Origin of the sequence: Citrobacter sp. CK206 (genome assembly GCF_030333125.1) — a bacterium.
Lineage (GTDB): Bacteria > Pseudomonadota > Gammaproteobacteria > Enterobacterales > Enterobacteriaceae > Citrobacter_B > Citrobacter_B koseri.
The window spans coordinates 124,146-137,450 of the sequence record NZ_JAOWGM010000026.1; the positions used below are offsets into that span (position 1 = coordinate 124,146).

Genomic DNA, 13,305 nt, shown 5'->3' on the forward strand with positions numbered 1-13,305 from the left:
GATGCCTCCCCCTAAATGGGAGTATTTTCTTGATCTGTGACACGCTTTTGTTAATCCGCCATAAAAAACAGCAACAATTTCTCTAGTTTTTTAACATGGAAACAAAACCAGACCGTCAGTGCCTATTTTTCATCCAAATTAACAGGTTAATGACTACTTACTGATTTTTTAGGCTTTTTCCCGCATTTACGTTCGAAACGCCGGTAAATTGTATAAAAAAAGAACCGCTGGATGTTTTTTCAGCATCAGCGGCCCTTTTTTACACTTACATTTTATAACGTTTTTTTTTGTGACTGGCTACTCAAAGTCACCTTCAACCATCAGCGAATCGTCTCCTCCTTCGGGAGTAAACTGACTGTATTGCCAGGGGTTTTGGTAACTGTCCATCGCCTGATAGATAACCTGCGCCAGTTCGTTCTGGCCTGATGGATCGCGACACAGTAAGTATTCCGTGTCTGGCAACGGCGGTAATCCATCCGCAGCGCCGAGCACGCGTAAATCCGGGCTCATCATCTCGACCGGTCGCGCGGTGATCCCCAGCCCGGCTTTTACGGCCGCGCGTACCGCCGCTAACGTTGAGGCCACATAGGCAAGGCGCCAGGGAATATTCGCCGCATTCAACGTCGCTAATACGATATCGCGGAACGGGCTGGGATCGTCTAACAACACCAGCGGGATCGGTTCCCCCTTCTGTAGCACATATTCCGCCGCGCAGTACCAGTGTGTCGGCGATGTGCGCAGGTTCAGGAACTCGAAAGATCCCGGACGGTGCGTAGTGACAATCAAATCCACTTCCTGCGATTTCAGCATATCCACCATAAAGGCGTTACGTTTCACCCTCACATCCAGAGCAAGCTTCGGGTAAACCGAACTGATCCGATTGAGCAGGAAAGGCAATATCGTATCGGCGGATTCATCAGAAGCGCCAATTGTTAATACGCCCTGAAGATTGCTAAACATCAATGATGAGCACGCCTCATCATTAAAGCGCAGGATTTTTCTGGCGTAACCCAGAAGCTGAATACCGTGTTCAGTCAACAGCTTGTTACGACCATGACGGGCGAACAACTCCTTGCCCACAAGCTGCTCAAGACGCTGCATTTGCTGGCTCACCGCAGACTGAGTACGACATACCGCCGCCGCCGCAGCGGCGAACGTGTTCAGATCGGCAACAGCAACAAACGTTCTCAGCAGATCGAGGTCGAGGTTAATTATCGGACGATTTGCATTTATCATAATTTTTCACTTACTGGCGGGTCATACCATGCTGACCTGGTTAATGCTGTGTGTTCATAAACAAACAATTCCATTTGTAATGTGCTTCCCTCGCCGTTTCACTTGCGTAACCAAGTGAAAGTAAAAATGTATTTGGTGCTGCTAACAACCTCTTCTCCTTTCTTTTCGAATAATCCCAGAGGTCATTACCAGGGATATATCGAGGAGAAGACGCATACCTTTTTAGGTAACAACGGAATTCTGCTAAGGATAAACGTGTAATTTTGTAAATGTAAAAGAAGTTAACGGACATTTACCGACACAAAAAAAGCCTACTGAGCAACAAGTTAGTTATAGATGCTCGTCATAAAAATTAGCAGACAACGCAGACTGCGCACCATTTCCTGGGGCTTATCTTAACCCAAAACCACTATATTTATAAGCCTTAATACGAATAATCTGAAGCGTGATTATGTTATCTTAACTAAGAAAATTATGTATTATTAATCTCACCAGCAGGTGCTTTTTAAATATTAAATAATAATTAATTAAGATCGCCACTACTCATTAATTCTACTTAACAATAGATTTACACCCTAACGTTTACAGATCATGGCGATAACAGTAGTTTCGTAAAAGCATTCAGTATTTTCCTGATAATTGAGTTATGCTGACGCCGCTAACACTTTCCTCCCTGAGTTTAGACTATTTTTTAACAAAACATACAACCACACAAAAGCCCAATACTAAAAACAAAAAACCAATAAAATAAATAAAAGCAGTAATAAAAACTGCAAGAATGACATTAAAGCAGGACTTAACAGCACAATCCCACACTAAGCCTGAGCAAAATCTTCTACTGCTGACCCTTCAAAACTCACCGCTGTGGGAGTACATTGTTCCGTGCTGACTTCCACGGCAGGGAGTGGCGATAACAGCTAAAAAGGTCAAGATTCATGTCCCCCATTGAAAAATCCAGCAAACTAGAAAATGTCTGTTATGACATCCGCGGCCCTGTTCTGAAAGAAGCGAAACGCCTGGAAGAAGAAGGCAATAAAGTTCTGAAACTGAACATCGGCAACCCCGCCCCTTTTGGGTTTGAAGCGCCTGATGAGATCCTGGTCGATGTCATCCGCAATTTGCCAACGGCGCAGGGGTATTGCGATTCAAAGGGTCTGTATTCCGCACGCAAAGCGATCATGCAGCATTACCAGGCGCGCGGTATGCGCGACGTCACCGTAGAAGATATCTATATTGGTAACGGCGTATCCGAATTGATCGTGCAGGCAATGCAGGCGTTGCTGAACAGCGGGGACGAAATGCTGGTTCCCGCGCCGGATTACCCGCTGTGGACAGCGGCAGTCTCGCTCTCCAGCGGCAAAGCGGTACACTATCTTTGCGATGAATCTTCTGACTGGTTCCCGGATCTCGACGACATCCGCGCCAAAATCACGCCGCGTACCCGTGGCATTGTGATAATCAACCCGAATAACCCAACCGGCGCGGTTTACTCCAAAGAGCTGCTGATGGAGATCGTTGAGATTGCCCGTCAACATAATCTGATCATTTTCGCCGATGAGATTTACGACAAGATCCTCTACGACGACGCTGAGCATCATTCTATCGCCGCGCTGGCGCCGGATCTGCTGACCATTACGTTCAACGGGCTGTCCAAAACCTATCGCGTCGCCGGATTCCGCCAGGGCTGGATGGTGCTGAATGGGCCGAAAAAACACGCCAAAGGCTACATTGAAGGGCTGGAGATGCTGGCGTCAATGCGTCTGTGCGCCAACGTTCCGGCGCAGCACGCGATCCAGACGGCTCTGGGCGGCTACCAGAGTATTAGCGAATTCATCATGCCGGGCGGGCGTTTGTATGAACAACGTAACCGTGCGTGGGAGCTGATTAACGATATTCCGGGCGTTTCCTGCGTGAAACCGCGCGGCGCACTGTATATGTTCCCAAAAATAGATGCGAAGCGCTTTAACATCCACGATGACCAGAAGATGGTGCTCGACTTCCTGTTGCAGGAAAAAGTGCTGCTGGTGCAGGGAACCGCGTTCAACTGGCCCTGGCCGGATCACTTCCGCATTGTAACGCTGCCTCGTATTGACGACATTGAAATGTCGCTGAGTAAATTCGGGCGCTTCCTGTCAGGGTATCATCAGCTGTAACCGTAAACTGGCCGTCGGATGCAACGTGAGAAAGACGAGTATTTGCATCCGATGGCCTTCTCTGCGCACAATGACCCTCAGGTTGTCATCATGAAAAGGTCACTATGAAGCAGAGCCATTTTTTTGCCCACCTCTCCCGCCTGAAACTGATTAACCGCTGGCCATTGATGCGCAACGTGCGCACCGAAAACGTCTCCGAACACAGTTTGCAGGTGGCAATGGTCGCCCATGCGCTTGCCGCTATCAAAAATCGCAAATTCGGCGGCCAGGTCAATGCCGAGCGTATTGCGCTACTGGCGATGTACCACGATGCCTCTGAAGTGTTGACCGGCGATCTCCCGACCCCGGTGAAATACTTCAATTCGCAAATCGCGCAGGAATACAAAGCGATTGAGAAAATTGCCCAACAAAAACTGGTGGATATGGTTCCTGACGAACTGCGCGATATTTTTGCACCGCTGATCGACGAACATGCTTACAGCGAAGAAGAGAAATCGGTTGTGAAGCAAGCCGACGCGCTTTGCGCCTATCTGAAGTGTCTGGAAGAGTTATCGGCGGGCAATAATGAATTCCTGCTGGCAAAAACGCGACTGGAAAAAACCCTGGCGTCGCGCCGCAGCGAAGAGATGGACTATTTTATGGCGGTGTTTGTGCCCAGTTTTCACCTCTCGCTGGATGAAATCAGCCAGGATTCGCCGCTATAAATCGTTTTGCCGGATGGCGCTATTCGCTTATCCGGCCTACAAATGTAGCGGTAGGCCGGATAAGGCGTTCACGCCGCCATCCGGCTCCCGTCAGAACGGAAACAGCACCGGGATCATCACCACGCATACCGCCATAACGATTATCGTAAACGGCACCCCGATCTTAACAAAGTCGCTAAAACTGTAGTTCCCCGGCCCCAAAACCAGCGTGTTTACCGGCGAGGAGACCGGCGTCATGAACGCCGCCGACGCCGCCATTGCCACCACCATCGCGAAAGGATACGGTGACACCCCCATCGACTTCGCTGCCGCAAGGGCTATCGGCGCCATCAGCACGGCGGTCGCGGTATTGGAAATAAACAGCCCGATGGTGGCGCACAGCACAAACAGACATGCCAGCATCATATAGGGGCCATAACCGCCGCCGACATCCATCAATCCTTTAACGACCAGATCAACGCCGCCGGTCTTTTGCAACGCCAGCGCAAAAGGCATCATCCCGACAATCAGGATAATGCTCGGCCAGTGAATCGCTTTGTAGGAGCTTTCTGCATCAATACAGCGGAATTTCCCCATCAGCAGGCAAGCAATGATTGCCGCGATCGGGTTAGGGATCTCATCGGTCAGCATCAGCGCAACCATCAGCACCAGACAGAAGATCGCATGCGGCGCCTGGCTGTGCGCCGGGGAGGCGTCGCTCACTTCCACAGGCATATTCAGCACCACGAAGTCACGGCCCTGCTTCGCCAGTTGACCAATCAGCTTCCAGTTTCCTACTACCAGAATAATGTCGCCCATTAACAGCGCTTCATCAGCAAGCGACCCTTCGATTGCCACACCGTCACGCTTCAGACCGACGACATTCAGGCCATAGCGCGTACGAAAACCGATCTCGCGCACCGATTTGCCAATCAGTTCCGATTCGGGAATCAGGGAGATTTCCGCCATCCCCACGTCCAGCGCCTGATCGGAAAAATACTCGCCGCGTAAAACCATCGGCTCCAGCAGTTGCTCGCTGCAAAATTCCCGGAGATCCACCTCGGCGGCAGACATATCGATCAGTAACACATCGCGGGCGCGAAATTCCGACACCCCATTGACGTTAACAATAACGCGCCGAAAGCGCCGCCAGCGTTCAACGCCGATCACGTTCGCGCCATAGCGCTCACGCAGCTTAAGGTCATCCAGACGCTGGCCGACCATCGGCGAACCCGGGCGAATGGCAAGCCGACGAGCGCGACCGGTCAGACGGTACTCTTTGATTAAATCGCGAAAGGCGCGACGCTTCCAGCCATCACGCTGCTGCGACGCATCATCCCCTTTCAACATAAAGCGCATCACCAGCATGTAGATAATACCGAGGAACAGCACCACCAGCCCAATCGGCGTGACGCTAAAGAAGCTAAAACCGTGCAGCCCTTCACGCAGCAGTTCACTGTTCACCACCAGGTTGGGCGGCGTCGCCACCAGCGTCATCATGCCGCTGATAAGACCGGCAAAACTGAGCGGCATCATCAGGCGTGAAGGCGAGGTCTGCATACGCATAGAAACGCTTAACACCACCGGGATGAAAATCGCGACCACGCCGGTTGAACTCATAAACGCGCCAAGCCCGGCAACGGTGATCATCAGCAGCACCAGCATTTTGACTTCGCTGCTACCGGCCATTTTCACCAGCCAGGCGCCCATGACCGTCGCGACGCCGGTACGCACCAGACCGTCGCCGATAATGAACAAGGCGGCAATCAGAACAACGTTAGGATCGCTGAAGCCGGAAAAGGCCTCTGAGATGCTCAATGTTCCACTCAGAACAAAGGCGACAATGACCAGCAAAGCAATCGCGTCCATGCGCACTTTGCCCGTCGCAAACAAGATAACGGCAATCGCCAGTAAGGAGAGAACCCATATCAATTCACCGTTCACAACATATCCTTGTTAAATGAGAGGGATGGACTGATTCTGCCATAAAAAAGCCCCAACAATGCGGGGCTAAATCATGTTCAGGTATTTCTAAGAACGACCACGTTTCCGTTGGGCTGTTTGGTCACGGAAATGTGCTCAAGGCTGCTCAGGGCAAAATCGACGTCCGCAATGCGGGGCGTGTCCTCAGGCGCATTGACCGCAATGACATGACACCCGGCGGCCAGCCCGGAGAGAATCCCGGCAGGCGCGTCTTCCACCACCGCGCATTCCTGCGGCGAGAGGCCGAGCAGTTGGGCGCCCAGCAGATAGGCATCCGGTTCCGGTTTGCCGCGCTTCACGCGCTCAGCGGTAACAAACACCTCTGGCGCAGGAAGGCCGGCCGCCTGATGGCGCGCCCGCGCAACCGGCATCGAGCCTGAAGTAACGATAGCCCAGGGGATACCGGCTTTATTGAGATGGTTCAGCAATTCGACCGCGCCCGGCAACGCCACAATCCCTGCCGTATCCGTCGCTTCTATCTGTTCCAGACGGGTAAACTCTGCGGCGATCTCCTCTTCCGGCTTTCCCGCCATGAAGTGTCGCAGAGAAGTGATAGCCTGCTTGCCATGAATAAAGCTCAGCACTTCATCATGCGTGAGGCCAAAACGATCGGCCCAGTTGCACCATGTCCGCTCTACAACGGGTAAGGAGTCAACCAACGTTCCATCCAGATCAAACAGAAAGCCTTTGCACTGCACGCTCACCCCCTCAGGCATTGATAATCTGATTAATTTCGTTCGAGCTCAGGTGATACTGGCGCGGGCAGGAGTGCCAGACATTCAGCATACGCTGGTATTTTTCCCACATCGGCGTCTGGGCATTAAAGCCATGCGTACCGGCATCAAAGTGGGTATAGCGCCCTTCCACGTTCACCATAAAGCGAACGTAGCCCAGATAACGCGCTTCGGTTGCGGCATCAAACCCGAGGAACGTCACGCGACGCTCGTCAATGGTCTGCGCGTCTTTCAGGTTAGTCCAGGACACATGTAAGGCGTGATACATCTCCATGATATCGATAATCGTGCGGCAGGTTTCTTCCTTCAGTTCGCCAAACTCACGATCCAGCTCACGCATCTGCAAGCCGTAGCCGCGTTCAATGATCGTTTGCAGACGGCGATAACGCTCGGCGTTGGTCGGGTCGAGCATGGTCATCATTTTGTACTGGTTAGACAAAATCAGACGTTGAGCGTTGGTCATTTCCATTTTGGGACTCCTGTATCACTCTACTGCGGTCAAAAAAAGAAGGCATTGGTATGCCTTCTTTTATATGCGTAATCAGGGGTCAATTACAAATCATCAAGGAAAGTTTTATCCAGTTGTTTGAAGGCGCGCTTAAGCGTGTCAGCTAATGCCTGGTAATCCGGCTTGCCTTCTACCGGCGACAACGCCTGCCCGGCTTCCTGCAATTTTCCCCGAACCTCATAGAACCAGTTCAGGATGGAAGGCGGGAGTGGCGTAACGGAGCGTTTTCCCAGCCACCACATGCCTTGCATCGGTAAACTGAGCGCAAACAGGGCTGTGGCAACCGCCGGGCCTAACTGACCGCCCAGCGCGATTTGCCAGCACAGCGTAAACACCGCGATCGGCGGCATAAAGCGAATGGCGTAACGCGTCATACGAATCACGCGGTTCTCAACAAAGACCGGCGCAAGGCGCTTTTCCATCGGCCACGTCTTTGCGTAGTGCTGCCCCCGGCGAAACAAACTAAAAAAATTCACGGAGCGATTATCCGGTGTCGACATGGCTTTACCTCAACTTCACATATAAAAATTCAAAAATTTGTGCAAAACAACAACTGCAAGGGACATCGTTCAAAACATTTTGTCATTGATACCCACTATCAGGTATCCTGTGTCGGCCTCTAAGGCCAGTAGTCCAAAATCATTGAGTCGTCAAATTTACATATAGTATGCCATTGGCTGAAAAATACGCAAAATGGCATAGACTCAAAGGTATTTCTTCCATCATGCCGAAAAAGATTATTGCGCATGATGTTAATCATAAACGTCAGCGTCATCATGCGTTACGCTCTATGGCTCACTGACGTTTTTTTAGCCACGTATCATAAATAGGTACTTCCATGTCGAGTAAGTTAGTACTGGTTCTGAACTGCGGTAGCTCCTCACTGAAATTTGCAATCATCGATGCAGCGAACGGTGAAGAATACCTTTCTGGTTTAGCCGAATGTTTCCATCTTCCTGAAGCACGTATCAAATGGAAAATGGACGGCAATAAACAAGAAGCGGCTTTAGGTGCAGGCGCCGCTCACAGTGAAGCGCTGAACTTTATTGTTAATACTATTCTGGCACAAAAACCAGAACTGTCTGCGCAGTTGACCGCAATTGGTCACCGTATCGTACACGGCGGCGAGAAGTATACCAGCTCCGTGGTCATTGATGACTCCGTTATCCAGGGCATCAAAGACGCTGCGCCGTTCGCTCCGCTGCACAACCCGGCTCACCTGATCGGGATTACTGAAGCGCTGAAATCCTTCCCGGAACTGAAAGAAAAGAACGTTGCAGTGTTCGACACCGCGTTCCATCAGACTATGCCGGAAGAGTCTTACCTGTATGCCCTGCCGTACAGCCTGTACAAAGAACACGGCGTACGTCGTTACGGTTTCCACGGCACCAGCCACTACTATGTGACTCAGGAAGCCGCAAAAATGCTGAACAAGCCGGTTGAAGAACTGAACATCATCACCTGCCATCTGGGCAACGGTGGTTCTGTTTCTGCAATCCGCAACGGCCAGTGCGTTGACACCTCTATGGGTCTGACCCCGCTGGAAGGTCTGGTGATGGGCACCCGTACCGGTGACATCGACCCGGCAATCATCTTCTTCCTGCATGACAACCTGGGCATGAACATCGATCAGATCAACAAAATGCTGACCAAAGAATCAGGTCTGTTGGGTCTGACCGAAGTCACCAGCGACTGCCGTTATGTTGAAGACAACTACACCGCTAAAGAAGATGCGAAACGTGCGATGGACGTATACTGCCACCGTCTGGCGAAATACATCGGCTCTTACACCGCGCTGATGGAAGGTCGTCTGGACGCAGTGGTCTTCACTGGCGGTATCGGTGAAAACGCGGCGATGGTGCGTGAGCTGTCTCTGGGTAAACTGGGCGTGCTGGGCTTTGAAGTCGATCACGAACGTAACCTGGCTGCCCGTTTCGGCAAATCTGGTTTCATCAACAAAGAAGGTACCCGTCCTGCGGTGGTTATCCCAACCAACGAAGAACTGGTTATCGCGCAAGACGCGAGCCGTCTGACTGCCTGATTTTACACCGCCAGCCTAGCTGGCGGTGCTGTTTTGTAACCCGCCTGAAACCGGCGGTAACGAAAGAGGATAAACCGTGTCCCGTATTATTATGCTGATCCCTACCGGAACCAGCGTCGGCCTGACCAGCGTCAGCCTTGGCGTCATCCGTGCTATGGAACGCAAAGGCGTTCGTCTGAGCGTCTTTAAGCCAATCGCCCAACCGCGCGCGGGTGGCAATGCGCCAGACCAGACTACCGCTATCGTTCGTGCAAACTCGTCTGTCCCGGCGGCTGAACCGCTGAAGATGAGCCACGTTGAATCTCTGCTGTCCAGCAATCAGAAAGATGTGCTGATGGAAGAGATCATCGCGAACTATCACGCGAACACCAAAGATGCGGAAGTGGTGCTGGTTGAAGGCCTGGTTCCGACGCGTAAACACCAGTTCGCTCAGTCTCTGAACTACGAAATCGCGAAAACGCTGAATGCGGAAATCGTCTTCGTGATGTCTCAGGGCACCGACACCCCGGAACAGCTGAATGAGCGTATCGAACTGACTCGCAGCAGCTTCGGCGGCGCGAAAAACACCAACATCACCGGCGTTATTGTTAACAAACTGAACGCACCGGTTGATGAGCAGGGCCGTACCCGCCCGGATCTGTCTGAGATTTTCGACGACTCTTCCAAAGCGAAAGTGGTGAAAGTCGATCCGGCTAAACTCCAGGAATCCAGCCCGTTGCCGGTTCTGGGCGCGGTGCCGTGGAGCTTCGATCTGATTGCAACCCGTGCAATCGACATGGCGCGTCACCTGAACGCAACCGTTGTGAACGAAGGCGATATCAACACCCGTCGCGTGAAGTCTGTCACGTTCTGCGCGCGCAGCATTCCGCACATGCTGGAGCACTTCCGTGCGGGTTCTCTGCTGGTGACTTCTGCTGACCGTCCTGACGTACTGGTTGCGGCTTGCCTGGCGGCAATGAACGGCGTGGAAATCGGCGCTCTGCTGCTGACCGGCGGCTACGAAATGGACGCGCGCATCTCTAAACTGTGCGAACGTGCTTTCGCAACCGGCCTGCCGGTATTCATGGTGAATACCAACACCTGGCAGACCTCTCTGAGCCTACAGAGCTTCAACCTGGAAGTTCCGGTTGATGACCATGAGCGTATCGAAAAAGTTCAGGAATACGTTGCCAACTACATCAACGCTGACTGGATTGAATCCCTGACCGCGACCTCTGAGCGCAGCCGTCGTCTGTCTCCGCCTGCATTCCGCTACCAGTTGACCGAGCTGGCGCGTAAAGCCGGTAAACGCGTCGTTCTGCCGGAAGGCGACGAACCGCGTACCGTTAAAGCGGCAGCCATCTGTGCTGAACGTGGCATCGCGACTTGCGTCCTGCTGGGTAACCCGGAAGAGATCAACCGCGTTGCCGCCTCTCAGGGCGTAGAACTGGGCGCAGGCATTGAAATCGTCGACCCGGAAGTGGTTCGCGAAAGCTATGTCGCTCGTCTGGTTGAGCTGCGTAAGAGCAAAGGCATGACCGAAACCGTCGCCCGCGAACAACTGGAAGACAACGTGGTTCTCGGTACGCTGATGCTGGAACAGGATGAAGTTGACGGTCTGGTTTCCGGTGCGGTTCACACCACGGCAAACACCATTCGTCCGCCGCTACAGCTGATCAAAACAGCGCCGGGCAGCTCTCTGGTCTCTTCCGTGTTCTTCATGCTGCTGCCGGAACAGGTTTACGTTTACGGCGACTGCGCGATCAACCCGGACCCGACGGCAGAACAGCTGGCTGAAATCGCCATCCAGTCTGCGGAATCCGCAATTGCCTTCGGCATCGAACCGCGCGTTGCGATGCTCTCCTACTCCACCGGCACCTCTGGCGCAGGCAGCGACGTAGAGAAAGTGCGTGAAGCGACCCGTCTGGCGCAGGAAAAACGTCCTGACCTGATGATCGACGGCCCGTTGCAATACGACGCCGCAGTCATGGCTGATGTTGCGAAATCCAAAGCGCCGAACTCTCCGGTTGCAGGTCGCGCGACCGTGTTCATCTTCCCGGATCTGAACACCGGTAACACCACCTACAAAGCGGTACAGCGTTCTGCCGACCTGATCTCCATCGGGCCGATGCTACAGGGTATGCGCAAGCCGGTGAACGACCTGTCCCGTGGCGCGCTGGTAGATGATATCGTCTACACCATCGCCCTGACCGCGATTCAGTCTTCACAGCAACAGCAGTAATCTGCTTTGTGTGCCGGATAGCGACGCTAAGGCGTCCTTATCCGGCCAGCACTTCATATCTAAGGTCTGGAAATAGCGATTATTTCCAGATTTTTTATGCCCGCCGAACCGGCATGAACGAAATCCGATTTTCCCGCTTAGCTGCGCTGTATCAATGAATAACTATTCCTCTGTTCGCATAATTATCTCTTTGCCTTGCAACAGGGATAGTGTGTTATGTCCGCAGTAACAGAATCGCAATCGCGGCCTGCCAAAAAATGGGCGATGCCCGATACGCTGGTGATTATTTTTTTCGTCGCCATTCTGACCAGTCTTGCCACCTGGGTTGTTCCCGTCGGAATGTTCGACAGCCAGGAGGTGCAGTATCAGGTTGACGGGCAGACGAAAACCCGCAAAGTGGTCGATCCCCACTCTTTTCGTATTCTCACCAACGAAGCCGGTGAAGCGCAGTATCACCGCGTCCAGCTCTTTACAACCGGCGATGAAAGACCCGGCTTAATGAATTTCCCGTTCGAAGGATTAACCTCCGGTTCTAAATTCGGCACGGCTGTCGGCATCATCATGTTTATGCTGGTGATCGGCGGCGCGTTCGGCATCGTCATGCGCACAGGCACCATTGATAACGGTATTCTGGCGCTGATACGCCATACGCGCGGTAATGAGGTGCTGTTTATCCCGGTGCTGTTCATCCTCTTCTCACTGGGCGGCGCGGTTTTTGGTATGGGGGAAGAGGCCGTCGCCTTTGCGATTATTATCGCGCCGCTGATGGTGCGCCTGGGCTATGACAGCATTACCACCGTACTGGTTACCTATATCGCCACCCAGATTGGTTTTGCCAGTTCATGGATGAACCCGTTTTGCGTCGTGGTCGCGCAGGGGATTGCGGGCGTACCGGTCCTTTCCGGCTCAGGCTTGCGCATTGTTGTGTGGTTCGTTTCCACGCTGATTGGTCTTCTTTTTACCCTGACCTATGCCGCGCGGGTGAAAAAGAATCCCCATCTGTCGCGCGTCCATGAATCCGATCGCTATTTTCGTGAGAAGCAGGACGAAATCGCCCAACGTCCTTTCACCACAGGCGACTGGCTGGTGCTGATTGTGCTGACCGGAGTGATGATTTGGGTTATCTGGGGAGTGATTGTTCACGCGTGGTTTATTCCTGAGATTGCCAGCCAGTTCTTCACGATGGGCGTGGTCATCGGCATCATTGGGGTTATTTTCCGCCTCAACGGTATGACGGTGAACATCATGGCCTCCTCGTTCACCGAAGGCGCCAGAATGATGATTGCCCCGGCCCTGCTGGTCGGCTTCGCCAAAGGTATTTTATTGCTCGTGGGCAACGGCGAGGCGGGCGACGCCAGCGTGTTAAATACCCTGTTGAACAGTATTGCTCACGGTATTAGCGGTCTGAACAACGCTGTCGCCGCATGGTTTATGCTGCTGTTTCAGGCCGTATTCAATTTCTTTGTTACCTCAGGTTCCGGTCAGGCAGCGTTAACGATGCCGCTTCTGGCTCCGTTAGGCGATCTGGTAGGCGTAAACCGTCAGGTTACGGTACTGGCCTTCCAGTTTGGCGATGGCTTCAGTCACATCATCTATCCAACGTCCGCATCGTTAATGGCGACATTAGGCGTGTGCCGGGTCGATTTTCGCAACTGGCTGAAGGTTGGCGCGACGCTGCTGGGGTTGCTGTTTATCATGTCCAGCGTGGTGGTTATCGGCGCGCAGTTGATGGGATACCATTGATCA

The 13,305-nt window shown here is 52.7% G+C and carries 10 protein-coding genes; 5 read left to right on the forward strand and 5 right to left on the reverse strand.

Features of this window, described 5'->3' with window-relative positions; genetic code table 11:
• Positions 1-297 precede the first annotated feature (297 nt).
• Positions 298-1,236: a transcriptional regulator LrhA gene (gene lrhA, locus OGX81_RS10720; RefSeq protein WP_012131489.1), complete on the reverse strand. Its 939-nt coding sequence runs from the start codon at positions 1,234-1,236 to the stop codon at positions 298-300.
• A gap of 935 nt (positions 1,237-2,171) precedes the next feature.
• Here lrhA and alaA point away from each other — a divergent pair.
• Both alaA and yfbR read left to right on the forward strand, forming a co-directional pair.
• Positions 2,172-3,389, forward strand: a complete 1,218-nt coding sequence (alaA, locus tag OGX81_RS10725) for an alanine transaminase AlaA (protein WP_012131487.1) — start codon at positions 2,172-2,174, stop codon at positions 3,387-3,389.
• Positions 3,390-3,493: 104 nt separating this feature from the next.
• Positions 3,494-4,093: a 5'-deoxynucleotidase gene (gene yfbR, locus OGX81_RS10730; protein ID WP_012131486.1), complete on the forward strand. Its 600-nt coding sequence runs from the start codon at positions 3,494-3,496 to the stop codon at positions 4,091-4,093.
• Between the two features lie 90 nt (positions 4,094-4,183).
• On the opposite strand, the gene OGX81_RS10735 is transcribed toward yfbR, so the two are convergent.
• From OGX81_RS10735 to yfbV, 4 genes are all read right to left on the reverse strand, one after another.
• Entirely contained in the window at positions 4,184-6,016 is a 1,833-nt protein-coding gene (locus OGX81_RS10735) for an SLC13 family permease (RefSeq protein ID WP_012131485.1), read from the reverse strand.
• 77 nt (positions 6,017-6,093) lie between these two features.
• The gene (locus tag OGX81_RS10740; RefSeq protein ID WP_012131484.1) at positions 6,094-6,771 is read right to left on the reverse strand and encodes a sugar phosphatase; all 678 of its coding nucleotides are present in this window, start codon (positions 6,769-6,771) and stop codon (positions 6,094-6,096) included.
• Positions 6,764-7,258 carry a YfbU family protein gene (locus OGX81_RS10745; RefSeq protein WP_012131483.1) on the reverse strand — a complete coding sequence of 165 codons (495 nt, stop codon included), beginning with the start codon at positions 7,256-7,258 and terminating at the stop codon, positions 6,764-6,766. The genes OGX81_RS10740 and OGX81_RS10745 overlap by 8 nt, the downstream gene beginning before the upstream one ends.
• A gap of 83 nt (positions 7,259-7,341) precedes the next feature.
• The gene (gene yfbV / locus OGX81_RS10750) at positions 7,342-7,797 is read right to left on the reverse strand and encodes a terminus macrodomain insulation protein YfbV (RefSeq protein WP_003028087.1); all 456 of its coding nucleotides are present in this window, start codon (positions 7,795-7,797) and stop codon (positions 7,342-7,344) included.
• A gap of 338 nt (positions 7,798-8,135) precedes the next feature.
• On the opposite strand from yfbV, the gene ackA reads away from it, so the two are divergent.
• From ackA to yfcC, 3 genes are all read left to right on the forward strand, one after another.
• Positions 8,136-9,338: an acetate kinase gene (gene ackA, locus OGX81_RS10755; RefSeq protein ID WP_012131481.1), complete on the forward strand. Its 1,203-nt coding sequence runs from the start codon at positions 8,136-8,138 to the stop codon at positions 9,336-9,338.
• Positions 9,339-9,414: 76 nt separating this feature from the next.
• Complete coding sequence (pta, locus tag OGX81_RS10760; RefSeq protein WP_024130156.1) at positions 9,415-11,559, forward strand: phosphate acetyltransferase; 2,145 nt, start codon at positions 9,415-9,417, stop codon at positions 11,557-11,559.
• Between the two features lie 216 nt (positions 11,560-11,775).
• A complete protein-coding gene (gene yfcC, locus OGX81_RS10765; RefSeq protein ID WP_104868408.1) occupies positions 11,776-13,302 on the forward strand; it encodes a putative basic amino acid antiporter YfcC in 1,527 nt (508 codons plus the stop codon).
• Positions 13,303-13,305 lie beyond the last annotated feature (3 nt).

Coding starts and splice junctions, on each gene's coding strand:
- lrhA (WP_012131489.1), bottom strand. CDS start 1,236: ATGATAAATGCAAATCGTCCGATAATTAACCTCGACCTCGATCTGCTG.
- alaA (WP_012131487.1), top strand. CDS start 2,172: ATGTCCCCCATTGAAAAATCCAGCAAACTAGAAAATGTCTGTTATGAC.
- yfbR (WP_012131486.1), top strand. CDS start 3,494: ATGAAGCAGAGCCATTTTTTTGCCCACCTCTCCCGCCTGAAACTGATT.
- OGX81_RS10740 (WP_012131484.1), bottom strand. CDS start 6,771: ATGCCTGAGGGGGTGAGCGTGCAGTGCAAAGGCTTTCTGTTTGATCTG.
- OGX81_RS10745 (WP_012131483.1), bottom strand. CDS start 7,258: ATGGAAATGACCAACGCTCAACGTCTGATTTTGTCTAACCAGTACAAA.
- yfbV (WP_003028087.1), bottom strand. CDS start 7,797: ATGTCGACACCGGATAATCGCTCCGTGAATTTTTTTAGTTTGTTTCGC.
- ackA (WP_012131481.1), top strand. CDS start 8,136: ATGTCGAGTAAGTTAGTACTGGTTCTGAACTGCGGTAGCTCCTCACTG.
- yfcC (WP_104868408.1), top strand. CDS start 11,776: ATGTCCGCAGTAACAGAATCGCAATCGCGGCCTGCCAAAAAATGGGCG.